This window comes from Streptomyces sp. DT190 (assembly GCF_049846985.1).
Taxonomy (GTDB): domain Bacteria; phylum Actinomycetota; class Actinomycetes; order Streptomycetales; family Streptomycetaceae; genus Streptomyces.
Genome location: NZ_JBNCNM010000012.1, coordinates 35,540 through 58,146, shown reverse-complemented (window position 1 = coordinate 58,146; position 22,607 = coordinate 35,540). Strand labels below are relative to the sequence as shown.

Annotated in this window: 35 protein-coding genes; 3 read left to right on the top strand and 32 right to left on the bottom strand. The window is 68.2% G+C overall.

Annotated elements, in window-relative coordinates:
• Positions 1 to 99: 99 nt before the first annotated feature.
• A complete protein-coding gene (locus ACPXCS_RS21550; protein WP_425948519.1) occupies positions 100 to 909 on the bottom strand; it encodes an ABC transporter permease in 810 nt (269 codons plus the stop codon).
• Positions 906 to 1,913, bottom strand: coding sequence for an ATP-binding cassette domain-containing protein (locus tag ACPXCS_RS21545; RefSeq protein ID WP_425948521.1), 1,008 nt, complete (start codon positions 1,911 to 1,913; stop codon positions 906 to 908). The genes ACPXCS_RS21550 and ACPXCS_RS21545 overlap by 4 nt, the downstream gene beginning before the upstream one ends.
• Before the next feature lie 193 nt (positions 1,914 to 2,106).
• Here ACPXCS_RS21545 and coaA point away from each other — a divergent pair, with 193 nt between their 5' ends.
• Together coaA and ACPXCS_RS21535 are read left to right on the top strand one after the other, a co-directional pair.
• Positions 2,107 to 3,075 (top strand): type I pantothenate kinase, encoded by a 969-nt coding sequence (coaA, locus tag ACPXCS_RS21540; protein WP_425948586.1) that lies wholly within the window; start codon positions 2,107 to 2,109, stop codon positions 3,073 to 3,075.
• Positions 3,076 to 3,091: 16 nt separating this feature from the next.
• The gene (locus tag ACPXCS_RS21535; protein WP_425948523.1) at positions 3,092 to 4,024 is read left to right on the top strand and encodes a DUF389 domain-containing protein; all 933 of its coding nucleotides are present in this window, start codon (positions 3,092 to 3,094) and stop codon (positions 4,022 to 4,024) included.
• A gap of 101 nt (positions 4,025 to 4,125) precedes the next feature.
• On the opposite strand, the gene glmM is transcribed toward ACPXCS_RS21535, so the two are convergent.
• The 4 genes from glmM to ACPXCS_RS21515 form a co-directional block, all read right to left on the bottom strand.
• On the bottom strand, positions 4,126 to 5,484 hold the full coding sequence (gene glmM / locus ACPXCS_RS21530) for a phosphoglucosamine mutase (RefSeq protein WP_425948524.1): 1,359 nt from the start codon (positions 5,482 to 5,484) through the stop codon (positions 4,126 to 4,128).
• 165 nt (positions 5,485 to 5,649) lie between these two features.
• Positions 5,650 to 6,162: a 30S ribosomal protein S9 gene (rpsI, locus tag ACPXCS_RS21525; protein ID WP_019526966.1), complete on the bottom strand. Its 513-nt coding sequence runs from the start codon at positions 6,160 to 6,162 to the stop codon at positions 5,650 to 5,652.
• A 42-nt stretch (positions 6,163 to 6,204) separates the two neighbouring features.
• On the bottom strand, positions 6,205 to 6,648 hold the full coding sequence (rplM, locus tag ACPXCS_RS21520; protein ID WP_019754543.1) for a 50S ribosomal protein L13: 444 nt from the start codon (positions 6,646 to 6,648) through the stop codon (positions 6,205 to 6,207).
• Positions 6,649 to 6,862: 214 nt separating this feature from the next.
• Positions 6,863 to 7,174 carry a hypothetical protein gene (locus tag ACPXCS_RS21515; protein ID WP_425948527.1) on the bottom strand — a complete coding sequence of 104 codons (312 nt, stop codon included), beginning with the start codon at positions 7,172 to 7,174 and terminating at the stop codon, positions 6,863 to 6,865.
• Positions 7,175 to 7,248: 74 nt separating this feature from the next.
• Between ACPXCS_RS21515 and ACPXCS_RS21510 the strand changes: the two genes are divergently transcribed.
• On the top strand, positions 7,249 to 8,118 hold the full coding sequence (locus ACPXCS_RS21510; protein WP_425948528.1) for a hypothetical protein: 870 nt from the start codon (positions 7,249 to 7,251) through the stop codon (positions 8,116 to 8,118).
• A 7-nt stretch (positions 8,119 to 8,125) separates the two neighbouring features.
• Here ACPXCS_RS21510 and truA read toward each other — a convergent pair whose 3' ends face one another.
• The 26 genes from truA to rpsS all read right to left on the bottom strand — a co-directional run bounded on the left by truA (position 8,126) and on the right by rpsS (position 22,597).
• Positions 8,126 to 8,983 carry a tRNA pseudouridine(38-40) synthase TruA gene (gene truA / locus ACPXCS_RS21505; protein WP_425948530.1) on the bottom strand — a complete coding sequence of 286 codons (858 nt, stop codon included), beginning with the start codon at positions 8,981 to 8,983 and terminating at the stop codon, positions 8,126 to 8,128.
• A gap of 145 nt (positions 8,984 to 9,128) precedes the next feature.
• Positions 9,129 to 9,614: a 50S ribosomal protein L17 gene (rplQ, locus tag ACPXCS_RS21500; RefSeq protein WP_425948532.1), complete on the bottom strand. Its 486-nt coding sequence runs from the start codon at positions 9,612 to 9,614 to the stop codon at positions 9,129 to 9,131.
• Positions 9,615 to 9,795: 181 nt separating this feature from the next.
• Positions 9,796 to 10,818 carry a DNA-directed RNA polymerase subunit alpha gene (locus tag ACPXCS_RS21495; RefSeq protein ID WP_003966937.1) on the bottom strand — a complete coding sequence of 341 codons (1,023 nt, stop codon included), beginning with the start codon at positions 10,816 to 10,818 and terminating at the stop codon, positions 9,796 to 9,798.
• Positions 10,819 to 10,945: 127 nt separating this feature from the next.
• A complete protein-coding gene (gene rpsK, locus ACPXCS_RS21490) occupies positions 10,946 to 11,350 on the bottom strand; it encodes a 30S ribosomal protein S11 (protein WP_003956432.1) in 405 nt (134 codons plus the stop codon).
• 64 nt (positions 11,351 to 11,414) lie between these two features.
• Positions 11,415 to 11,795: a 30S ribosomal protein S13 gene (rpsM, locus tag ACPXCS_RS21485; RefSeq protein WP_386349700.1), complete on the bottom strand. Its 381-nt coding sequence runs from the start codon at positions 11,793 to 11,795 to the stop codon at positions 11,415 to 11,417.
• Between the two features lie 192 nt (positions 11,796 to 11,987).
• On the bottom strand, positions 11,988 to 12,101 hold the full coding sequence (rpmJ, locus tag ACPXCS_RS21480) for a 50S ribosomal protein L36 (protein WP_003998809.1): 114 nt from the start codon (positions 12,099 to 12,101) through the stop codon (positions 11,988 to 11,990).
• A 65-nt stretch (positions 12,102 to 12,166) separates the two neighbouring features.
• Positions 12,167 to 12,388 carry a translation initiation factor IF-1 gene (infA, locus tag ACPXCS_RS21475; RefSeq protein WP_003948620.1) on the bottom strand — a complete coding sequence of 74 codons (222 nt, stop codon included), beginning with the start codon at positions 12,386 to 12,388 and terminating at the stop codon, positions 12,167 to 12,169.
• Positions 12,389 to 12,600: 212 nt separating this feature from the next.
• Positions 12,601 to 13,437 (bottom strand): type I methionyl aminopeptidase, encoded by an 837-nt coding sequence (gene map / locus ACPXCS_RS21470; protein WP_425948534.1) that lies wholly within the window; start codon positions 13,435 to 13,437, stop codon positions 12,601 to 12,603.
• Positions 13,438 to 13,566: 129 nt separating this feature from the next.
• A complete protein-coding gene (locus tag ACPXCS_RS21465; protein WP_425948536.1) occupies positions 13,567 to 14,229 on the bottom strand; it encodes an adenylate kinase in 663 nt (220 codons plus the stop codon).
• Complete coding sequence (gene secY, locus ACPXCS_RS21460; RefSeq protein WP_309095769.1) at positions 14,229 to 15,542, bottom strand: preprotein translocase subunit SecY; 1,314 nt, start codon at positions 15,540 to 15,542, stop codon at positions 14,229 to 14,231. Before secY ends, ACPXCS_RS21465 begins: the two co-directional genes overlap by 1 nt.
• Before the next feature lie 236 nt (positions 15,543 to 15,778).
• Entirely contained in the window at positions 15,779 to 16,234 is a 456-nt protein-coding gene (gene rplO, locus ACPXCS_RS21455; RefSeq protein WP_094054456.1) for a 50S ribosomal protein L15, read from the bottom strand.
• A gap of 2 nt (positions 16,235 to 16,236) precedes the next feature.
• Positions 16,237 to 16,419, bottom strand: a complete 183-nt coding sequence (gene rpmD, locus ACPXCS_RS21450) for a 50S ribosomal protein L30 (protein ID WP_003974250.1) — start codon at positions 16,417 to 16,419, stop codon at positions 16,237 to 16,239.
• A 2-nt stretch (positions 16,420 to 16,421) separates the two neighbouring features.
• Positions 16,422 to 17,027: a 30S ribosomal protein S5 gene (rpsE, locus tag ACPXCS_RS21445; RefSeq protein ID WP_058923758.1), complete on the bottom strand. Its 606-nt coding sequence runs from the start codon at positions 17,025 to 17,027 to the stop codon at positions 16,422 to 16,424.
• A 36-nt stretch (positions 17,028 to 17,063) separates the two neighbouring features.
• Positions 17,064 to 17,447: a 50S ribosomal protein L18 gene (gene rplR, locus ACPXCS_RS21440; protein ID WP_010036704.1), complete on the bottom strand. Its 384-nt coding sequence runs from the start codon at positions 17,445 to 17,447 to the stop codon at positions 17,064 to 17,066.
• 3 nt (positions 17,448 to 17,450) lie between these two features.
• The gene (rplF, locus tag ACPXCS_RS21435) at positions 17,451 to 17,990 is read right to left on the bottom strand and encodes a 50S ribosomal protein L6 (RefSeq protein WP_386349685.1); all 540 of its coding nucleotides are present in this window, start codon (positions 17,988 to 17,990) and stop codon (positions 17,451 to 17,453) included.
• A 24-nt stretch (positions 17,991 to 18,014) separates the two neighbouring features.
• Positions 18,015 to 18,413, bottom strand: a complete 399-nt coding sequence (rpsH, locus tag ACPXCS_RS21430) for a 30S ribosomal protein S8 (RefSeq protein WP_014674378.1) — start codon at positions 18,411 to 18,413, stop codon at positions 18,015 to 18,017.
• Between the two features lie 211 nt (positions 18,414 to 18,624).
• Complete coding sequence (locus ACPXCS_RS21425) at positions 18,625 to 18,810, bottom strand: type Z 30S ribosomal protein S14 (RefSeq protein ID WP_003956452.1); 186 nt, start codon at positions 18,808 to 18,810, stop codon at positions 18,625 to 18,627.
• A 5-nt stretch (positions 18,811 to 18,815) separates the two neighbouring features.
• On the bottom strand, positions 18,816 to 19,373 hold the full coding sequence (gene rplE / locus ACPXCS_RS21420; RefSeq protein ID WP_023547375.1) for a 50S ribosomal protein L5: 558 nt from the start codon (positions 19,371 to 19,373) through the stop codon (positions 18,816 to 18,818).
• Positions 19,373 to 19,696: a 50S ribosomal protein L24 gene (gene rplX / locus ACPXCS_RS21415; RefSeq protein WP_010036713.1), complete on the bottom strand. Its 324-nt coding sequence runs from the start codon at positions 19,694 to 19,696 to the stop codon at positions 19,373 to 19,375. The genes rplE and rplX overlap by 1 nt, the downstream gene beginning before the upstream one ends.
• Positions 19,697 to 19,698: 2 nt before the next feature.
• Positions 19,699 to 20,067 (bottom strand): 50S ribosomal protein L14, encoded by a 369-nt coding sequence (rplN, locus tag ACPXCS_RS21410; protein WP_003998823.1) that lies wholly within the window; start codon positions 20,065 to 20,067, stop codon positions 19,699 to 19,701.
• A 96-nt stretch (positions 20,068 to 20,163) separates the two neighbouring features.
• Positions 20,164 to 20,451 carry a 30S ribosomal protein S17 gene (gene rpsQ / locus ACPXCS_RS21405; RefSeq protein WP_010036717.1) on the bottom strand — a complete coding sequence of 96 codons (288 nt, stop codon included), beginning with the start codon at positions 20,449 to 20,451 and terminating at the stop codon, positions 20,164 to 20,166.
• Entirely contained in the window at positions 20,448 to 20,672 is a 225-nt protein-coding gene (rpmC, locus tag ACPXCS_RS21400) for a 50S ribosomal protein L29 (RefSeq protein WP_003974259.1), read from the bottom strand. The genes rpsQ and rpmC overlap by 4 nt, the downstream gene beginning before the upstream one ends.
• Positions 20,672 to 21,091, bottom strand: a complete 420-nt coding sequence (gene rplP, locus ACPXCS_RS21395; RefSeq protein WP_003992362.1) for a 50S ribosomal protein L16 — start codon at positions 21,089 to 21,091, stop codon at positions 20,672 to 20,674. Before rplP ends, rpmC begins: the two co-directional genes overlap by 1 nt.
• A gap of 5 nt (positions 21,092 to 21,096) precedes the next feature.
• Positions 21,097 to 21,924, bottom strand: a complete 828-nt coding sequence (rpsC, locus tag ACPXCS_RS21390) for a 30S ribosomal protein S3 (protein WP_311680329.1) — start codon at positions 21,922 to 21,924, stop codon at positions 21,097 to 21,099.
• Entirely contained in the window at positions 21,924 to 22,271 is a 348-nt protein-coding gene (gene rplV, locus ACPXCS_RS21385) for a 50S ribosomal protein L22 (protein ID WP_006130776.1), read from the bottom strand. The genes rpsC and rplV overlap by 1 nt, the downstream gene beginning before the upstream one ends.
• Positions 22,272 to 22,315: 44 nt before the next feature.
• Positions 22,316 to 22,597 carry a 30S ribosomal protein S19 gene (gene rpsS / locus ACPXCS_RS21380; protein ID WP_053759516.1) on the bottom strand — a complete coding sequence of 94 codons (282 nt, stop codon included), beginning with the start codon at positions 22,595 to 22,597 and terminating at the stop codon, positions 22,316 to 22,318.
• Between the last annotated feature and the right edge of the window lie 10 nt (positions 22,598 to 22,607).

The following is a 22,607-nucleotide window of genomic DNA, read 5'->3' as shown; positions in this document are numbered from 1 at the left end:
GGGCGGCAGCTTAGGGTCGATTCCCGCGCCGAACCGGCCGTTGCGTGCCCGAAATCGGAAATTCCCACCGGGGTACGAACCGCTTGCCTCCCCCTGCTGTCAGACCTTGGCGCGGTACGCCCTCATGGCCAGCGGATAGAAGACGAGGGCGATCCCCGCCGCCCACACCAGCGACCACAGCACCGGCTCCGCCACCGGCCCGCCCAGCAGCAGCCCGCGGAACGCGTCGGACAGGTGTGTGACCGGATTGACGTCGCTCCACGCCTGGAGCCAGCCCGGCATGGTGTCGACGACGACGAACGCGCTGCTGGTGAACGTGATCGGGAAGATCAGGGTGAAGGCGAACGCCTGCACCTTCTCGGCGTCACCGGCCAGCATCCCGATCAGCACCGCGCTCCAGGAGACGGCCGCCGCGAACACCACCACCAGCAGCACCCCGAGCAGGAACCCGCCGAAGCCGCCGGTGACCCGGAAGCCGAGCGCCAGCCCGAGGACGATCATCAGCACCATCGCCCACACGTGCTTGGCGAGGTCGGCGGTGATGCGCCCGACGAGCGGGGCCGAGCGGGCGATGGGCAGGCTGCGCAGCCGGTCGAAGACGCCCTTGGTGAGGTCGGTGTTGAGGGCCATCGCCGTGTACATCGTCATGAACAGGGTGTTCTGCACGATGATCCCGGGCAGCGCGTACTTCAGGTACGCCTCCGGCGACCCGGCCATCTGCCCGCCCAGCACATAGGTGAACAGGAACACGAACATGATCGGCGTGATGCTGTAGTCGACCAGTTCGAGCGGGTTGTGCTTGACGGCGACCAGGCTCCGCCAGGCCATCGTGAAGGTCTGCCGCACCCCGGCGAGGGGCGGCACCCGGCCCGACGAGGTGAGCGGCGCGGTGACGGTGGTGGCCGTCATGACCGGCTCACCGCCTTCTCCAGCTCGTCCTCGCCCCGGGCGTCCGCGTCGCCGTCCTGCCGGGACCCGCCCGGTTCCGCGCGGTGCCCGGTCAGGGAGAGGAACACCTCGTCGAGCGAGGAGCGGCGCAGGGCCAGCTCCCCCACCGCGATGCCCTCCCGGTCGAGCGCGCGCACCACGGCCGGCATCAGCTCGGGGTCCTTCACGGGCGCGGTGACCGTCTCGCCCTCGATCCGCGCCTCGGGCCCGGCGGCCCCGGCCACCAGCGCGTGCGCCCGTGCGAGGTCCTGCCCGAGGATCGGCCGCAGCTCCAGCACCTGCCCGCCGACCTGCGCCTTCAGCCGGTCAGGCGTGCCCTCGGCGATCACCCGGCCCTGGTCGATCACCACGATCTCGTCGGCGAGCACATCGGCCTCGTTCAGGTACTGCGTGGTCAGCAGGGCGGTCGCCCCGTCCGCGACCAGGCCGCGCAGCAGGTCCCACAACTCGCCGCGGCTGTGCGGGTCCAGGCCGGTGGTGGGCTCGTCCAGGAAGAGGATGCTGGGCCGGCCGACCAGGCTGGCCGCGAGGTCCAGCCGCCGGCGCATACCGCCCGAGTACGTCTTCGCGGCCCGGCCCGCCGCGTGCGTCAGCTGGAAGCGCTCCAGCAGCTCACCCGCCCGCGCCTTCGCCTCCCGCCGCGGCAGCCCGAGCAGCCGGCCGATGAGCAGCAGGTTCTCCGTGCCGGTGAGGTTCTCGTCGACCGCCGCGTACTGCCCGGTCAGGCCGACCAGGGAGCGCACCACCCCGGCCTCGCGCACCACGTCGTGCCCGGCCACCCGGGCCCGGCCCCCGTCGGGCCGCAGCAGCGTGGCGAAGATCCGCACCGCGGTCGTCTTCCCGGCGCCGTTGGGACCCAGCAGCCCGAGGACCGTGCCCTTGCGGGCCGCGAGGTCGACCCCCGCCAGCGCCTCGGTCTCCCGGAACCGTTTGACCAGACCTTCCGCCTCTATCGCATATGTCATGGGTCACCCCTCGGGGTCCGTGGACCCGGGGCCGGGCCCACCCTTCCCACAACTGTGACGCACGCCACTGACATTCCTCCCGTTGGCCGGATTTCTCCCCTGGAAGCGGCCCGAAAGACCCGCGTGACGGATCCCACCTCACCGTCCGTTCGTACGCCCGTAACAATGGACCGTGATCTCTCCGGCCTCCTCGATGCCCCGGAGCGCCCACCGGCCCCGCCCGGAGGCGACTCCCTACGTCGACCTCACCCGAGCCGAATGGAGCGCGCTGCGTGACAAGACGCCGCTGCCCCTGACGGCCGAGGAGGTCGAGAAGCTGCGCGGTCTCGGCGACGTGATCGACCTGGACGAGGTGCGGGACATCTACCTCCCGCTCTCCCGGCTCCTCAACCTCTACGTCGGCGCCACGGACGGCCTCAGGGGGGCGCTCAACACGTTCCTCGGCGAGCAGGGCTCCCAGTCCGGCACCCCGTTCGTCATAGGGGTCGCCGGGTCGGTCGCCGTCGGCAAGTCGACGGTCGCCCGCCTGCTGCAGGCCCTGCTCTCCCGCTGGCCCGAGCACCCGCGCGTCGAGCTGGTCACCACCGACGGCTTCCTGCTGCCCACCCGGGAGCTCCAGGCCCGCGGCCTGATGTCCCGCAAGGGCTTCCCGGAGTCCTACGACCGCCGCGCCCTGACCCGGTTCGTCGCCGACATCAAGGCCGGCAAGGACGAGGTCACGGCCCCGGTCTACTCCCACCTGATCTACGACATCGTCCCGGACGAGCGCCTCACGGTCCGCCGGCCCGACATCCTGATCGTCGAGGGCCTGAACGTCCTGCAGCCCGCCCTGCCCGGCAAGGACGGCCGCACCCGCGTCGGCCTCGCCGACTACTTCGACTTCAGCGTCTACGTCGACGCCCGCGTCGAGGACATCGAGCACTGGTACCTCAGCCGCTTCCGCAAACTGCGCGCGACCGCCTTCCAGAACCCGTCCTCGTACTTCCGCAAGTACACCCAGGTCTCCGAGGAGGAGGCCCTCGACTACGCCCGCACGATGTGGCGCACGATCAACCGGCCGAACCTGGTGGAGAACATCGCCCCCACCCGCGGCCGCGCCACGCTCGTCGTGCGCAAGGGCCCCGATCACAAGGTGCAGCGCCTGAGCCTGCGCAAGCTGTGACCGTTACGCTGCCGCCATGCTGCATCTGCGCCTGATCACGCCGTCCGAGAAGACGGGTGACGTGGTCCGTCTGATCGAGGGGACGGTCGGTACCACGCATCTCGTCGTGCTGCCGGGCGCGGCCCGCGATCCCGACGGCGACGTCGTGATGTGCGACGTGGCCCGGGAGGCGGGCGACGAACTCCTGGGCCGCCTGCGGGACCTGGACCTGGAGGACTGCGGCTCGATCGCCGTCGAGAACATCGACCTGTCGCTGTCGAAGCGGGCCGACAAGGCGGAGGCCGACGCGCCCGGCGAGGGCGCGGACGCGGTGCTGTGGGAGCACCTGACCGACGCCACCCACGAGGAATCGACGCTGTCGGTCACCTACCTGGCGTTCCTCACGCTGGCCACCATGATCGCGGCCTGCGGTGTGGTGCTGGACAACGCCATCCTGATCGTGGGCGCGATGGCGGTGGGCCCGGAGTTCGGCCCGCTCGCCGGCATCTGCACGGCGGTGGTGCAGCGCGCGCCCCGACTGGCGCTGCGCTCGCTGACCGCCCTGCTGGTGGGCTTCGCCGTGGCGATGGCGGTGACGGTCGGCTTCAGCCACTTCATGGACGCGGTGAACCTGTTCACCGAGGCGAAGCTGGAGAGCGAACGCCCCAACACCGGCTTCATCTACGCCCCCGACTGGTTCTCCTTCGTCGTGGCGGTCCTCGCCGGCGCCGCGGGCACGCTCTCCCTGACCTCCGCCAAGTCCGGCGCCCTGGTCGGCGTCGCGATCTCGGTGACCACGGTCCCGGCCGCCGCCAACGCGGCGGTGGCCCTCAGCTACGGCGACATGAAGCAGACCTGGGGCTCCACGGAACAACTCCTGCTCAACCTGCTGGGCATCATCCTCGCGGGCACGGCGACACTCGCCCTCCAGAAGTGGCTCTGGGCCAGGCAGCGCAAAGCCACACCCTGAGGGACATCGCCGCCAGGGGCGCGGGGAACTGCGCGACAAGCCACACGCAACCGGCAGCCCGCAGAGACCCGCAGCCCCCGCCCCGAACCCGGAACAGCCGGCTAACCCAACGCCGACTTCACCACATCGGCCAGCCGCCCCGCCACCGACCGAGCCTGCTCGATATCTGCCGCCTCGACCATCACCCGCACCAACGGCTCGGTCCCGGAGGGACGCAGCAGCACCCGCCCGGTGACCCCCAGCTCCCGCTCCGCGTCGGCGACGGCCGCCGCCAGCTCCGCGGACGTCTTCACCCGGGACCTGTCCACATCCGGCACGTTGATCAGCACCTGCGGCAGCCGCTCCATCACGGAGGCCAGCTCCCGCAGCGGGCGCCCGCTGCCGGCGACCCGCGCCGCCAGCATCAGCCCGGTCAGCGTCCCGTCCCCGGTCGTCGCGTGGTCGAGGACGATCACGTGCCCGGACTGCTCGCCGCCGAGCGCGAACCCGTGCTCCTTCATCTCCTCCAGCACGTACCGGTCGCCCACCGCGGTCTGCACCAGCCGGATGCCCTCCCGCTCCATGGCGAGCTTGAACCCGAGGTTCGACATCACGGTGGCCACGACCGTCTCGGACCGCAGCGTGGACTGCTCCCGCATGGCCAGGGCGAGCACGGCGAGGATCTGGTCGCCGTCCACCTCCTCGCCGGTGTGGTCCACGGCGAGGCACCGGTCGGCGTCGCCGTCGTGCGCGATGCCCAGATCGGCCCCGTGCTCGATCACGGCGGCCTTGAGCTTGTCCAGGTGCGTCGAGCCGCACCCGTCGTTGATGTTGAGCCCGTCCGGCTCGGCGCCGATCGTGACGACCTCGGCACCGGCCCGCTGGAACGCCTCGGGCGAGACCCGGGCGGCGGCGCCGTGCGCCTCGTCGAGGACGACCTTCAGCCCGTCGAGCCGGTTCGGCAGGACACCCAGCAGATGCTCGACGTACCGGTCGTAGCCCTCGCCGTACTCGCGCACCCGGCCCACGCCGGCGCCGGTCGGCCGGTCCCACGGCGCGCCGGTGCGGTGCTCCTCGTACACGGACTCGATGCGGTCCTCCAGCTCGTCGGCGAGCTTGTGGCCGCCGCGGGCGAAGAACTTGATGCCGTTGTCGGGCATGGCGTTGTGGCTCGCGGAGAGCATCACACCGAGGTCGGCGCCGAGCGACCCGGTCAGGAACGCCACCGCGGGCGTCGGCAGCACACCGACACGCAGGACGTCCACACCGGCGCTGGCCAGGCCCGCGACCACGGCGGCTTCCAGGAACTCCCCGGAGGCGCGGGGGTCACGTCCGACGATCGCGGTGGGCCGGTGCCCCTCGAACGTGCCCGCCTCGGCCAGTACGTGCGCCGCGGCCACGGACAGGCCCAGGGCCATCTCCGCCGTGAGATCCGCGTTGGCGACACCGCGCACGCCGTCCGTGCCGAAGAGTCGTCCCACTGTGGTGTCCTCCGTATTGCTGAAGAGAATGCGGCTCACATTCCCAGGTACATCCCCTGAGACAGTCGGGGGCCGGTACGGGTTGTGTAAACGAACCGCCCCGGCAGCACAACCGTGCCGCCGGGGCGATCGAGGCGAAGCCAGTCGCGAGGACGGGCGACGCGATTAGCGCTTGCTGTACTGCGGAGCCTTGCGGGCCTTCTTCAGACCGGCCTTCTTGCGCTCGACCGCACGGTCGTCGCGGCGGAGGAAGCCGGCCTTCTTCAGCGGACCGCGGTTGTTGTCGACGTCGGCCTCGTTCAGCGCGCGGGCGACACCGAGACGGAGCGCACCGGCCTGGCCGGAGACACCGCCACCGGCGATACGGGCGATGACGTCGTAGCGGCCCTCGAGCTCGAGGACCTTGAACGGCTCGTTGACTTCCTGCTGGTGCACCTTGTTCGGGAAGTAGTCCTCGAGGGTGCGACCGTTGATCTTCCACTTGCCGGTGCCCGGGACGATCCGGACGCGGGCGATGGCGTTCTTGCGACGGCCCAGGCCGGCGGCCGGCTGGGGCTCGCCGAAGCGGGACGCCATGGACTCCGAGGTGTACTCGCCCTCGACGGGCACCTCGGACTCGGTGGTGTAGCTGTCGATGTCAAGCTCTTCGAGCGGCTGCTCGGCAGTGGTCTCGGCCACGATTCTCCTCAGATTCTGTTCAGTCTTAGGGGGTGGCCGGACTTACTGCGCGACCTGGGTGATCTCGTACGGCTGCGGCTGCTGCGCGCCGTGCGGGTGCTGGTCACCCTTGTAGACCTTCAGCTTCGAGAGCATCTGACGGCCCAGAGTGTTCTTGGGGAGCATGCCCTTGACGGCCTTCTCGATGGCCTTCTCGGGGTTCTTGTCGAGCAGCTCGTCGTAACGGACGGAGCGCAGACCACCCGGGTAGCCGGAGTGGCGGTACGCCATCTTCTGGGTCCGCTTGTTGCCGGAGAGGTGCACCTTGTCGGCGTTGATGATGATGACGAAGTCACCAGCGTCGACGTGCGGCGCGTAGATCGGCTTGTGCTTGCCCCGGAGAAGGGTCGCTGCGGTGGAGGCGAGACGGCCCAGGACGACGTCCTGAGCGTCAATGACGTGCCACTGGCGCGTCACATCGCCGGGCTTGGGGCTGTACGTACGCACGGTTCGTAGCCTTCGCTTCGAGTGAATGGTCCTGAACAGGTCACCGAAACGATCACGACAGCCTTGACCGCACTGCGGTGACGCAAACCGCGTGCTGGTCGCTGGTCATCGGCCCGGTGGACCGGTGTAAGGGCCCGTCCCGTGAGAATGAGCAAGCCAATACACAACGAACAAGCAGAATACCGGGGTGTTCGACAAGGGTCAAAACGCGGGATCACCGCCCCCGTCCGCCCCTCGGTGTGCACAGCGCGGCACACAGCGTCACGGCCCTGCGCAGCGTCGCGCGCCGGACCGGACGCGCGTACGGGAACACCGACGAGAACACCACATCGGCCACCACCCCGGCGCACCACCGCAGGGCGCAGCCGCCCCCACGCGCCCGGCGGCAGGCCTGCACCGCCGCGACCACGACGGACGGCCACACCCCGAGCGCGGCGGCCGGCCCCACCGCCAGGCAGACCAGCACCAGCACGGCCGGCAGCAGTCGCCCCAACCACCCGCAGATGTCGCCTTTGCCCGTGCGCATGGGAGGAACGCTAGGGGCTGCGGGGCCCGCGCAGGCGGACCAGCACGCCCCATGTCCCGTCTAAGATGCGGCCCATGAGCTTTGGGCAGGGGGGACCTCAGTCCCAGTGGGATCCCTGGAAACCGCAGTCGCAGCAGCCCTGGAACAGCGGGGGCGGCCAGTCCCCGGACTGGGCCGCGCTCGCTGAAGCCTCCGAGGCCCGCAACAAGCGGCGCCGGCTGCTGCTCGTCGGCGGCGGCGCGCTCGCCACGGTCGCGATCGGCACCGCCGTCGCGGTGGCCGTGGTCTCGGCGGGCGGCGACGGCGGGACGAACAGCCCGGCCTCCCTGCCCTCGGCGGACATCCCCAGCGGCACCGCCTCGGCCCCGTCGTTCGCCCCGACCAGCGCCCCTCCCCCGCTGGACCCGAAGGACTTCGTCTCCAGCGCGAAGAAGGACAAGGCGCCGCTCAGCCCCGAGACGCTCTTCCCGGGCACCCAGCTGACCATGGGCGACACCGTCTACAAGAAGGGCCCCACCGCCGACACGAGGAACTGCGCCTCGGCCGCCGGCGGCACCCTCCCCAAGGTCCTCACCGCCAACGACTGCACACGTCTGATACGCGTGACCTACGTCAAGGACGGCATCGCGGTCACGATGGGCGTGGCCGTCTTCGACACCGAGGCGCAGGCGCTCAAGGCCAAGAGCCAGACCGACAAGAAGAGCTTCGTGAAGTCGCTCTCCGGCGGCGGCGTGAAGGGCTTCTGCGAGTCCGCCATCTGCAACACGACGAGCAACTCCTTCGGCCGCTACGCCTACTTCGCCAACGCGGGCTTCACCAGCGGCAAGGACGTCACCACGAAGGACACCGCGGTGTTCCGCACCAGCGACGACCTCCAGCAGTTCACGTTCAACCAGATCCGCCGCCGCGGCGAGGCCCAGGCCTCGGCCGCGGCGAACGAGTAGCCGGCGCTCAGCAGCACCCGGCCGACGGCAACGACCGCTTGTTCCGCGCCTCCTTGCTGCGCGCGGCGAGCAACTCGTCGGCCGGGTAACCGACTTCCTCCAGCGTCAGCCCGTGCGGCCGTACGACGTGCACGGCCGAGTCCCGCACACCGGCCGCCAGCACCTTGGCGGGCCAGTCCGGCGGCCGGTGCCCGTCGCCCACGAACAGCAGCGCCCCGATGAGCGAGCGCACCATGTTGTGGCAGAAGGCGTCGGCCCGCACGGTGGCCGTGACGATCCCGTCCGCACCGCGCACCAGGCTCAGCTCCTGCAGCGTGCGGATGGTGGTGGCCCCCTCCCGCTTCTTGCAGTAGGCGGCGAAGTCGTGCTCGCCCAGCAGCCCGCGGGCGGCCTCGTTCATGGCGTCCACGTCCAGGGGCCAGTCGTGCCACAGCACGTGGTTGCGCAGCAGCGGGTCGACGCCCCCGGGGTTGTCCGTGACCCGGTACGCGTACCGCCTCCACACCGCCGAGAAACGGGCGTTGAACCCGCTGGGCGCCTCCCTCAGCGCCCACACCCGCACGTCCCTGGGCAGCCGCCCGGCGAGCCTTTTCAGCAGCTTCTCGTGGTGCTCGCGCCACACGCTCTCCGGCAGGTCCACATGGGCGACCTGCCCCCGGGCGTGCACACCGGCGTCCGTACGGCCGGCGACGGTCAGCTCGTACGTGGTGTCCCCGGACCGTGTGACGGTGCGCAGGGCGTCCTCGATCTCCCCCTGCACGGTCCGCCGTCCCCCGGCCTGCCTGGCCCACCCGGAGAACTCGGTGCCGTCGTAGGACAGGTCGAGCCGTACCCGGACGTGACCGGGTGCTACTTCCTCACTCACCCCAGGATCCTCTCACCCACACGAAGACGGGCCCGCCCCCTCGAAAGGGAACGGACCCGCCCATGACGCCCTTCAGGGGCGCGGGGAACTGCGCGAACGACCACGGCGAACCGCAAGCCGCCGACCGTCGGTCCCCGGCAGACGCTTACGCGTCCTTGGACTCCTCGGTGTCCTCGGCCTTGGTCGTGTCGACCTGAGCCTCGGCAGCCTCGGCGTCCTTCGCGGCACGCTTGGTCGCGGCCTCGGCCTCGCCGGTCGCCTCCTGCGCCACCGTCAGCGCCTCGACCAGCTCGATGACGGCCATGGGCGCGTTGTCGCCACGGCGGTTACCGATCTTGGTGATGCGGGTGTAGCCACCCGGACGGTTCTCGTAGCGCGGGCCGATCTCGGTGAAGAGCGTGTGGACGATGCTCTTGTCCGTGATCACCTGGAGCACCTGACGGCGGTTGTGAAGGTCGCCCTTCTTCGCCTTGGTGACCAGACGCTCGGCGTACGGACGCAGCTTGCGCGCCTTCGCCTCGGTGGTGGTGATGCGACCGTGCTCGAAGAGCGACTTCGCGAGGTTCGCGAGGAGCAGCTTCTCGTGCGCGGCGCTGCCGCCCATACGGGCACCCTTGGTGGGCTTCGGCATGGTGTTTCTCCTAGGTGTCTGCCCCGGCCGTATCAGGTACCGGGGTCAGTATCTGAGCAGACGGTTGCCTGTCAGAGATCCGGGAGCCACCCCGAGGGGGCGCTCCCGGAAGGGGCGCGGGGAACTGCGCGATCAGGCACAGCGCACCCGCACCCGAGTACGGACCGCAAGGCCCGAGCTCTCAGTACTGCTCGGTCTCCACGAAACCGGCGTCCGCGTCGTCGTCCGCACCGAAGGCGTCCGCGGCGGCGGTCGGGTCGAATCCGGGCGGGCTGTCCTTCAGGGCCAGGCCCATGCCGGCCAGCTTCGCCTTGACCTCGTCGATCGACTTCGCACCGAAGTTGCGGATGTCGAGCAGGTCCGCCTCGGACCGCGCCACGAGCTCACCCACGGAGTGGATGCCCTCGCGCTTGAGGCAGTTGTACGACCGAACGGTGAGCTCCAGCTCCTCGATCGGCAGCGCCAGATCGGCGGCCAGGGCGGCGTCCGTGGGGGACGGGCCCATGTCGATGCCCTCGGCGTCGATGTTCAGCTCGCGGGCGAGACCGAACAGCTCGACCAGGGTCTTGCCGGCCGACGCCATGGCGTCACGGGGACGCATCGCCTGCTTGGTCTCGACGTCGACGATCAGCTTGTCGAAGTCGGTCCGCTGCTCGACACGCGTGGCCTCGACCTTGTACGTGACCTTGAGCACCGGCGAGTAGATCGAGTCGACCGGGATCCGGCCGATCTCCTGGCCGACCTGCTTGTTCTGCACGGCGGAGACGTAACCGCGGCCGCGCTCGACCGTCAGCTCCATCTCCAGCTTGCCCTTGCCGTTGAGCGTGGCGAGGACGAGGTCGGGGTTGTGCACCTCGACACCGGCCGGGGGCGCGATGTCGGCGGCGGTGACCAGACCCGGGCCCTGCTTGCGCAGGTACATCACGACCGGCTCGTCGTGCTCCGAGGAGACGACCAGCTGCTTGATGTTGAGGATCAGGTCGGTGACGTCCTCCTTGACGCCCGGCACGGTGGTGAACTCGTGCAGCACGCCGTCGATGCGGATGGACGTGACCGCCGCACCCGGGATCGAGGAGAGGAGGGTCCGGCGCAGGGAGTTGCCGAGGGTGTAACCGAAGCCCGGCTCCAGCGGCTCGATCACGAACCGGGAGCGGAATTCGTCGACGACCTCTTCGGTCAACGAGGGACGCTGAGCGATCAGCATGTGTGGATCAGATCCTTCAGTCAGGGGCGCCCGCTATTTGACGCCCTGATAGTGACAAGGGTACGGGCGATACGACCCGAAGGAGCCGTACCGCCCGAAATCCCAGCCCGCGAAGCGGCGCGACGCGTCAGACGCGGCGGCGCTTCGGCGGACGGCAGCCGTTGTGCGGGGTCGGGGTGACGTCCTGGATGGAGCCGACCTCGAGGCCCGTGGCCTGCAGGGAGCGGATCGCGGTCTCACGACCGGAGCCCGGGCCCTTGACGAACACGTCGACCTTGCGCATGCCGTGCTCCTGGGCGCGGCGCGCAGCCGACTCGGCGGCCATCTGCGCGGCGAACGGCGTGGACTTCCGGGAGCCCTTGAAGCCGACGTGGCCGGCGGAGGCCCAGGAGATCACGTTGCCGGACGGGTCCGTGATCGAGACGATCGTGTTGTTGAACGTGCTCTTGATGTGCGCGTGGCCGTGAGCGACGTTCTTCTTTTCCTTGCGGCGCACCTTCTTGGCAGCGCCCTGACGACCCTTGGGGGGCATCTATTACTCCTACGGGAGGTGGTCGGTCCTACAGCGAAGACCGTGGACAGGCGTCCGCTGTGGACTACTTCTTGCCCGGCTTCTTCTTACCGGCGATGGCGCGACGCGGGCCCTTGCGGGTACGCGCGTTGGTGCTGGTGCGCTGACCGCGGACGGGCAGGCCACGACGGTGACGCAGACCCTGGTAGGTGCCGATCTCGACCTTGCGGCGGATGTCGGCCTGGACCTCGCGACGGAGGTCACCCTCGGTCTTGATGTTGTTGTCGACGTACTCGCGGATCGCGACGAGCTGCTCCTCGGAGAGGTCGCGAACGCGGGTGTTCGGGTCGACGCCGGTGGCGGCCAGCGTCTGCTGCGAGAGGGTCCGGCCGATGCCGAACACGTAGGTGAGGGCGATCTCCACGCGCTTGTCGCGCGGGATGTCAACACCGGAAACGCGTGCCATTCAATGGCTCCAGTTACTTGACGGAGGTCTTCCGCAGAACCGGATCCCAGCCGCCGTACCAGGTACGAACTGGGTCCCCGGCCTCCGACCGGGGGTGTCAGACGGATCGGTGCCCGTCTGGGTCCTGCGTATGAACTATTCAGCTTGCGTCGCGCGAATCTCTGCGATGGGTGCAGAGGGATCGGTCGTGCGTCAGCCCTGGCGCTGCTTGTGGCGCGGGTTCTCGCAGATGACCATGACCCGGCCGTGACGGCGGATCACCCTGCACTTGTCGCAGATCTTCTTGACGCTCGGCTTGACCTTCATTGGTGAGGTTCTCCGGGTCAGTGCCGGCAGCCCGAGCGCACGAGGCGCCGGGACACAGGCAAGATCTACTTGTAGCGGTAGACGATCCGGCCACGCGTCAGGTCGTACGGAGACAGCTCCACCACGACCCGGTCGTCAGGGAGGATGCGGATGTAGTGCATACGCATCTTGCCGCTGATGTGTGCCAGGACCTGGTGGCCGTTCTGGAGCTCGACCTTGAACATGGCGTTCGGAAGAGACTCGACGACAGTGCCCTCGATCTCGATGGCACCTTGCTTCTTGGCCACGCTTCGCCCTTCGAATCGACTACCTTGATCGACTCAGTGCGGCCCGCATGCAGACATGCGGGTACACAAGAGCCGACGAGTCAGTCTACGTCAGGCCCCTCGGAAACACGAATCGAGAGAGTCTGCCCGTACCGCAAGAGCTTTAAGCGCGCCCCGAAGGGGCGCGGGGAACTGCGTGAACGGCCCCACCGGCGCGCGGTCGCGGACGGCGCTCAGCCCAGCGGATCCGGCGCGGCCTGGACACCCAGCTCGGCGAGCTTCGCCTTGCCCCCGTCGGGAGCCGTCAGCACCAGCGGCCCCTGCTCGGTGAGGGCGACGGAGTGCTCCCAGTGCGAGGACCACGTGCCGTCCGTGGTGACGACCGTCCAGTCGTCCTCCAGGACCTCCGTCCGCGGCGTCCCCAGCGACACCATCGGCTCGATCGCGAGGCAGAACCCGGGCACCAGCTTCGGGCCCTTGCCGCGGCGCCGGTCGACGTAGTTCAGCAGGTGCGGGTCCATGTGCATCTCGGTGCCGATGCCGTGGCCGCCGTAGTCCTCGATGATCCCGTACTTGCCGCCGCCCGGCTTGGGCTGGCGGCGGATGTACGTCTCGATGGCCCGGGAGACGTCGACCAGCCGGTTGCCCTGCTTCATGGCCGCGATGCCGGCCCACATCGACTCCTCGGTCACCCGGGAGAGCTCGATCAGCTCCGGGGCGTGACCGGAGCCGACGAAGGCCGTGTAGGCCGCGTCGCCGTGCCAGCCGTCGATGATCGCGCCGCAGTCGATGGAGATGACGTCCCCGTCCTTGAGGACGACGTCGTCGGAGGGGATGCCGTGGACCACGACCTCGTTCACCGAGGTGCAGATGGTCGCGGGGAAGCCGCCGTAGCCGAGGAAGTTCGGCTTGGCGTTGTGCTCGGCGAGCACCTTGCGCGCGACCTGGTCCAGATCCTTGGTGGTGGCCCCGGGGACGGCGGCCTCACGGGTCGCCGCGTGAATGGCGGCGACGACCAGCCCCGCCTCACGCATCTTGGCGATCTGCTCGGGGCTCTTGATCTGCACCATGGGGGCTACGGCCTTTCTGGACCTTCGGCGACGGTGAACGCCTTCAACGATACGGGGCCGGGCGAGGGCCCCGCCCACACAGCGGCCGCGGCCCCCGAGGGGACCGCGGCCGTAGCTGCGTACGGACGGCTACTTGCCGTCCTCGCCACGCTTGAGCGCCTCCATGGCGCGCGTCGTGACGTCCTCCACCTTGCCGAGCGCCGAGATCGTGACCACCAGGCCCTGGGCCTTGTAGTAGTCGATGATCGGCTCGGTCTGGGTGTGGTAGACCTCCAGCCGCGTGCGGACCGTCTCCTCGGAGTCGTCGTCCCGCTGGTAGAGCTCGCCGCCGCAGACGTCGCAGACGCCTTCCTTGGCCGGCTGCTTGTACGTCACGTGGAAGACGTGCGAGGAGTCGTTGCGGCAGATGCGGCGGCCGGCGATCCGCTTGACGACCTCGTCCTCGGGGACCTCCAGGTCGAGCACCGCGTCGAGCTGCATGCTCTCGCTCTCCAGCAGCTCGTCGAGCGCCTCGGCCTGCGAGACGTTGCGCGGGAAGCCGTCCAGCAGGAAGCCCTTCTCGGCGTCCGGCTGCTCCATGCGGTCCTTCGCCATGGCGATGGTGACCTCGTCGGGCACGAGATTGCCCGCGTCCATGTAGGACTTCGCCAGTTTGCCGAGTTCCGTCTGCCGGCTGATGTTGGCCCGGAACAGGTCGCCCGTGGAGATGTGCGGGATCGACAGGTTCTTGGCCAGGAACGCGGCCTGCGTTCCCTTACCGGCACCCGGCGGCCCGACGAGGACGATACGCATCAGCGGAGGAACCCTTCGTAATTGCGCTGCTGGAGCTGGCTCTCGATCTGCTTCACGGTCTCGAGACCGACACCCACGATGATCAGGATGCTGGTCCCGCCGAACGGGAAGTTCTGGTTTGCCCCGAAACCAACCAACGCCATCGTCGGCACAAGAGCGATCAGACCCAGGTACAGCGAACCCGGCCAGGTGATCCGGTTGAGCACGTAGCTCAGGTACTCAGCGGTCGGTCGGCCAGCCCGGATGCCCGGGATGAAGCCACCATACTTCTTCATGTTGTCGGCGACTTCCTCGGGGTTGAAGGAGATCGCCACATAGAAGAACGCGAAGAAAACGATCAGCAGGAAGTACGTGATGATGTAGTACGGGTGGTCGCCCTTGACGAAGTGTTGCTCGATCCAGGTCTTCCAGCCCGAGTTGCCTCCGGCGAACTGCGCGATCAGCGCGGGGATGTAGAGGAGCGACGAGGCGAAGATGACGGGGATCACACCCGCCTGGTTCACCTTCAGCGGGATGTAGGTCGACGTACCGCCGTAGGAACGGCGGCCGATCATGCGCTTGGCGTACTGCACCGGGATACGGCGCTGGGCCTGCTCGACGAAGACCACCAGGCCGACCATGACGAGGCCGACCGCGATGACGGTGCCGAACTCGATCCAGCCGTCGGCCAGGGAGCCCTGCTCCTTGATGGCCCACAGGGCGGACGGGAACGTGGCGGCGATCGAGATGAACATCAGGATCGACATGCCGTTGCCGATGCCGCGGTCGGTGATGAGCTCACCGAGCCACATGACGGCGGCCGTACCGGCGGTCATCGTGATGACCATGGTGATGGTGACGAAGATCGACTGGTCCGGGACGATCTGGCTGGCCACCGGGCAGCCCTGGAACAGCGCGCCGCTGCGGGCGGTGGCGACGAGGCCGGTGCCCTGGAGGATGGCGAGCGCGATCGTCAGATAACGGGTGTACTGCGTGATCTTCGCCGTACCGGCCTGGCCCTCCTTCTTCAGGGCTTCCAGGCGCGGGATCACCACGGTCAGCAGCTGCAGAATGATGCTCGCCGTGATGTACGGCATGATGCCCAGGGCGAAGATCGTGATCTGCAGCAGCGCGCCGCCGCTGAACATGTTGACCAGGCCGAAGAGGCCCTGGTTGGCCTGGGCGTTGTCGATACAGGTCTGGACGTTCCGGTAGTCGACGCCTGGGATCGGGATGTGCGTACCGACCCGGTAGACCACGATGATGCCGAGCGTGAAGAGCAGCTTCTTGCGCAGGTCGGGCGTCTTGAACGCCCGGGCGAACGCGGTGAGCACGGTGCCTCCTGCGACCCCCGCGCAACTGCGTCAAGGGTGACGGTCTTGAGGTTCGACGAATAGGTAACGGTCAACTGCCGCTCAGAGTGCCGGAAGTGCAGCACCCTGTGTAAAGAGGGCAGTGCAGGCCACCTTACCGGCGAGACTGCCGCCCTAGGAACGACCAACCGGGGATACCCCATTTGTTGGGGTATCCCCGGTCGGGATCGCTCAGGTCATCGAGACGCCTGTGGAATTCAGACGAGCTCGGTGACGGAACCGCCGGCGGCGGTGATCTTCTCCTTGGCGGAGCCGGAGACGGCATCGACCGTCACCTGCAGCGCCACGGAGATCTCGCCCTGGCCGAGGACCTTGACGAGCGCGTTCTTGCGAACGGCACCCTTGGCCACCAGACCCTCGACGGTGACCTCGCCACCCTCGGGGTAGAGCGCGGCGAGCTTGTCGAGGTTCACGACCTGGTACTCGGTCTTGAACGGGTTCTTGAAGCCCTTCAGCTTCGGGAGGCGCATGTGGAGGGGCATCTGCCCACCCTCGAAGCGCTCCGGAACCTGGTAACGGGCCTTGGTGCCCTTGGTACCACGACCGGCCGTCTTACCCTTCGACGCCTCACCACGACCGACACGGGTCTTGGCGGTCTTGGCGCCCGGGGCGGGACGGAGGTTGTGGATCTTGAGCGGGTTCTGCTCCGCCATGATCAGTCGACCTCCTCGACCGTCACGAGGTGGCGGACGGTGTGCACCATGCCGCGGAACTCGGGGCGGTCCTCCTTGACGACCTGCGTGTTGATCCCCTTGAGACCAAGGGAACGCAGGGTGTCACGGTGGTTCTGCTTGCTGCCGATGTAGGACTTGACCTGCGTGATCTTGAGCTGCGCCATGATCACACACCCGCCCCGGCACGAGCGCGCAGCAGAGCCGCGGGGGCGACGTCCTCCAGGGGCAGACCACGGCGGGCCGCGATCTCCTCGGGACGCTGCAGACCCTTCAGGGCCTCCACGGTCGCGTGCACGATGTTGATCGCGTTGTCGGAGCCGAGCGACTTCGACAGCACGTCGTGGATACCGGCGCACTCGAGCACGGCACGCACCGGACCACCGGCGATCACGCCGGTACCCGGGGACGCGGGCTTGAGCAGCACGACGCCGGCAGCCTTCTCACCCTGGATGGGGTGCGGGATGGTGCCCTGGATACGGGGGACCTTGAAGAAGTGCTTCTTGGCCTCCTCAACGCCCTTGGCGATGGCGGCCGGCACCTCCTTGGCCTTGCCGTAGCCGACACCCACGGTGCCGTCACCGTCGCCCACCACGACCAGCGCGGTGAAGCTGAAGCGACGACCACCCTTCACAACCTTGGCGACGCGGTTGATCGCGACTACGCGCTCAACGTACGCGGTCTTCTCGGCGGCAGCAGCGCCGCCGTCACGGCCCTTCCGGTCCCGCCGCTCGCCGCCACCGGCACCGCTTCCGCGGCGCTGGGGTCCAGCCATTGGATTACCTCTCTCTTTCCGCTAGCTACAAGCGGCTCAGAACTTGAGCCCGGCTTCGCGGGCGGCGTCCGCCAGGGCGGCGATGCGCCCGGCGTACTGGTTGCCACCACGGTCGAACACGACAGCCTCGACACCGGCGGCCTTGGCGCGCTCGGCGACCAGGGCGCCGACCTGCTTGGCCTGCGCGGACTTGTCGCCCTCGCCACCGCGGATCGAGCTGTCCAGGGTGGACGCCGACGCCAGGGTGTGGCCCTTCAGGTCGTCGATCACCTGCGCCACGATGTGGCGGTTGGAGCGGGTCACGACCAGACGGGGACGCTCCGCCGTACCGTTGATCCGCTTGCGGATCCGGATGTGACGGCGCTTGATCGCGGCGCGCTTGTAGGCGTCGCCCTTGAGGATCTTCTGCCCGTATGCCATGGCTTACTTACCCGCCTTTCCGACCTTGCGGCGGATGACTTCGCCCTCGTACTTGACGCCCTTGGCCTTGTACGGGTCGGGCTTGCGCAGCTTGCGGATGTTGGCCGCAACCTCGCCGACCTTCTGCTTGTCGATGCCCTCGACCGAGAAGCGGGTGGGGGCCTCCACCTTGAAGGTGATGCCCTCGGGCGCCTCGATCAGGATCGGGTGGCTGTAACCGAGGGAGAACTCCAGGTTCGAACCCTTGGCGACAACGCGGTAACCGACACCGCTGATTTCGAGCTTCTTCACGTAACCCTCGGTCACGCCGGTGATCATGTTCGCCACCAGCGTGCGGGACAGGCCGTGCAGGGCCTTGTTCTGACGCTCGTCGTTGGGGCGGGTGACGTTGAGCACGCCGTCCTCGCCCTTGGCGATCTCGATCGGCGCCACGACGGTGTGGGTCAGCGTGCCCTTGGGGCCCTTGACCGAGACCGTCTGGCCGTCGATGGTGACGTCCACGCCGGCGGGAACCGCGATGGGGAGCTTGCCGATGCGCGACATAGCTGTTTCCTCCGTTCCCTTCCGCTACCAGACGTAGGCGAGGACTTCCCCACCCACGCCCTTCTTGCCGGCCTGCTTGTCGGTGAGGAGCCCGTGGGACGTGGAGATGATCGCCACGCCGAGGCCGCCGAGCACCTTCGGCAGGTTGGTGGACTTCGCGTAAACCCGCAGACCGGGCTTGGAGATCCGCTTGATGCCCGCGATGGAGCGCTCACGGTTGGGGCCGAACTTCAGCTCCAGGACGAGGTTCTTGCCGACCTCGGCGTCCTCGACCTTCCAGCCCGTGATGAAGCCCTCCTGCTGGAGGATCTCCGCGATGTGAGACTTGATCTTGGAGTGCGGCATCGACACCGAGTCGTGGTACGCCGAGTTCGCGTTCCGCAGACGCGTAAGCATGTCTGCGATCGGATCAGTCATGGTCATGAATTGGCCTTCGGCCTCTCTCGCCGGGGTTTCCTGGTGCGCCATCCCTCTCCCCGATCCGAGACGGGACGGGTGCGGCGCGGTGGACCTACGGCGTAGTAAGTCGTACGGGCGTGACAGGCGCCCAACCCCACAAGCCTAAGCCATGCGGGGAGGGCCCCTGTCCACCCAGATGCTTACCGAGAGTCTTCCGGAATCCCTGAAGTGGGGATTACCAGGAGCTCTTGGTCACGCCCGGCAGCTCGCCACGGTGAGCCATCTCACGAAGGCACACGCGGCACAGGCCGAACTTGCGGTACACGGAGTGCGGACGACCGCAGCGCTGGCAGCGGGTGTACGCGCGCACACCGAACTTGGGCTTGCGGGCAGCCTTCGCGATCAGAGCCTTCTTCGCCATCTCGCTCACGCCTCCTTGAAGGGGAAGCCGAGGTGACGAAGGAGCGCGCGGCCCTCAGCGTCGTTGGTCGCCGTGGTCACCACGGTGATGTCCATACCCCGGGTGCGGTCGATCTTGTCCTGGTCGATCTCGTGGAACATGACCTGCTCCGTGAGACCGAAGGTGTAGTTGCCACGGCCGTCGAACTGCTTGGGGGACAGGCCGCGGAAGTCGCGGATGCGCGGGAGCGCCAGCGACAGGGTGCGGTCCAGGAACTCCCACATGCGGTCGCCACGAAGCGTGACGTGGGCACCGATCGGCTGGCCCTCACGCAGCTTGAACTGCGCGATGGACTTGCGGGCCTTGGTGACGGCCGGCTTCTGACCGGTGATCGTGGTGAGGTCGCGGATGGCGCCCTCGATCAGCTTGGAGTCGCGGGCGGCGTCGCCCACACCCATGTTGACCACGATCTTGACGAGGCCGGGGATCTGCATGACGTTCTCGTACTTGAACTCGTCACGCAGCTTGCCCGCGATCTCCTCGCGGTACTTCTGCTTCAGACGCGGAGTGGTGGTGGTAGCCATCAGATGTCCTCACCCGTCCGCTTGGCAACGCGGATCTTGTTGCCTTCGTCGTCGAAGCGGTAACCGACGCGGGTCACGACCTTCTTGCCGTCCTTCTCCACGACCAGCTGGACGTTGGAGACGTGGATCGGCGCCTCGGTGGTGACGATGCCGCCGGCCTGCGAACCGCGAGCCGTCGGACCGGCCTTGGTGTGCTTCTTGACCCGGTTGACACCCTCGACCAGGACACGGTCCTCACGGGGGAAGGCCGCGATGACCTTGCCCTGCTTGCCCTTGTCCTTACCGGTGATGACCTGGACCAGGTCGCCCTTCTTGATCTTCATGCTCACAGCACCTCCGGCGCGAGGGAGATGATCTTCATGAACTTCTTCTCGCGCAGCTCACGGCCGACCGGGCCGAAGATACGGGTGCCACGAGGGTCGCCGTCGTTCTTGAGAATGACAGCGGCGTTCTCGTCGAAGCGGATGTACGAGCCGTCCGGACGGCGGCGCTCCTTGACGGTGCGAACGATGACCGCCTTGACGACGTCACCCTTCTTCACGTTGCCACCGGGGATCGCGTCCTTGACGGTGGCGACGATGACGTCACCGATACCCGCGTAGCGGCGACCGGAGCCGCCGAGCACACGGATGCAGAGGATCTCCTTCGCACCCGTGTTGTCGGCGACACGCAGTCGCGACTCCTGCTGGATCACGTCTATCTCCTGTTTGTCTGCCGGTTCCCCGGGGGCCGCTCACCGAGCAGCCCCCGGAGCCTGGCGGAACTGTCCTGCGGGTTTGCCCCGCAGGAATTACTTGGCCTTCTCGAGGATCTCGACGACGCGCCAGCGCTTGGTCGCGGACAGCGGCCGGGTCTCCATGAGGAGGACGCGGTCGCCGACACCCGCGGCGTTCTGCTCGTCGTGGGCCTTGAGCTTGTTCGTACGACGGATGACCTTGCCGTACAGCGCGTGCTTGACGCGGTCCTCGACGGCGACGACGACGGTCTTGTCCATCTTGTCGCTGACGACCAGACCCTCACGGGTCTTGCGGAAACCGCGGTCCGTCTTGGTCTCTTCAGTCACGTTGCTCTCGCTCATGCGCTCTCCACCGTCTCGATGCCCAGCTCGCGCTCACGCATCAGGGTGTAGATCCGCGCGATGTCCTTACGGACGGCCTTGAGCCGACCGTGGTTCTCGAGCTGGCCCGTCGCCGCCTGGAAGCGGAGGTTGAACAGCTCTTCCTTGGCCTCGCGGAGCTTCGCGAGAAGCTCCTCGTTGCCCAGCTCGCGCAGCTCCGACGCCTTGGTACCGGCCGACATCACGCTTCACCTGCCTCGCGCTTGACGATCTTGCACTTCATCGGCAGCTTGTGAGCCGCACGGGTCAGGGCCTCGCGCGCGATCTTCTCGTTGGGGTACGACAGCTCGAACATCACACGTCCGGGCTTGACGTTGGCGATCCACCACTCAGGAGAACCCTTACCGGAACCCATGCGGGTCTCGGCGGGCTTCTTGGTGAGGGGGCGGTCCGGGTAGATGTTGATCCAGACCTTGCCGCCACGCTTGATGTGGCGGGTCATCGCGATACGGGCCGCCTCGATCTGGCGGTTCGTCACGTAGGCCGGGGTCAGCGCCTGGATGCCGTACTCGCCGAACGCAACCTGCGTGCCACCCTTGGACATGCCGTTGCGCTTGGGGTGGTGCTGCTTGCGGTGCTTGACCCTACGGGGGATCAGCATGACGGTCAGGCCTCCGTTCCGGTGCTCTCAGCCGGAGCGGCGGCGGGAGCCTCGGCCTTGGGGGCCTCGGCGCCGGCAGCCTGCTGCGGCTTGCGACCGCGCCCGCCACGCTCGCCACCGCGGCCACCACGGGCCGGGCGGTCGTTGCCACCACGGGCCGGGCGGTTGCCGGCGCGGGCAGCGGCGTTCTCGGCGCGGACCTCGGCGATGTTCTTGACGTCGCCCTTGTAGATCCAGACCTTCACACCGATGCGGCCGAAGGTCGTCTTGGCCTCGAAGAAGCCGTAGTCCACGTTCGCGCGGAGCGTGTGCAGGGGCACGCGGCCCTCGCGGTAGAACTCCGAGCGGGACATCTCGGCGCCGCCGAGGCGGCCACCGCACTGGATCTTGATGCCCTTGGCGCCGGCCTTCATCGCCGACTGCATGCTCTTGCGCATGGCACGGCGGAAGGAGACGCGGGAGGAGAGCTGCTCGGCGACGGCCTGGGCGACCAGCTGGGCATCGGTCTCGGGGTTCTTGACCTCGAGGATGTTCAGCTGGACCTGCTTGCCGGTGAGCTTCTCGAGGTCACCGCGGATGCGGTCGGCCTCGGCGCCGCGGCGGCCGATGACGATGCCCGGACGAGCGGTGTGGATGTCCACACGCACGCGGTCACGGGTGCGCTCGATCTCGACCTTGGAGATGCCGGCGCGCTCCATGCCGGACGTCATCATCCGACGGATGGCGACGTCTTCCTTGACGTAGTCCTTGTACAGCTTGTCGGCGTACCAACGCGACTTGAAGTCGGTGGTGACACCGAGCCGGAACCCGTGCGGGTTTACCTTCTGGCCCATTACCGGGTTCCTTCCTTGCTGCTGACGACCACGGTGATGTGGCTGGTCCGCTTGCGGATCCGGTAGGCACGGCCCTGGGCGCGCGGCCGGAACCGCTTCAGGGTCGGACCCTCGTCGACGTAGGCCTCGGAAATGAAGAGGCTGTCGACATCGGTGTGGTCGTAGTTGTGCGCGGCGTTGGCGATGGCGCTGTCCAGCACCTTGCCGACCGGCACGCTCGCGGCCTGCGGGGCGAAACGCAGGACCGCCTGAGCCTCCGTGGCGTCCATGCCACGGATGAGGTCCACCACGCGGCGGGCCTTCATGGGCGTGACGCGGATGTACCGCGCCTGGGCCCTGGCTTCCATGGTTGTCCCTTCAGTGTCTGTCATGGTCGATTGCACCCCGCCGACTAGCGGCGCTTCGACTTCCGGTCGTCCTTGACGTGGCCCCGGAAGGTGCGGGTCGGCGAGAACTCGCCGAGCTTGTGGCCGACCATCGACTCGGTGACAAACACCGGGATGTGGGTCTTGCCGTTGTGCACCGCGAGCGTGTGGCCGAGCATGGCCGGCACGATCATCGAGCGACGGGACCAGGTCTTGATGACGTTCTTGGTGCCCGCTTCGTTCTGGGCGTCCACCTTCTTCATCAGGTGGTCGTCGACGAAGGGCCCCTTCTTCAAGCTACGAGGCATCTCAACCCGT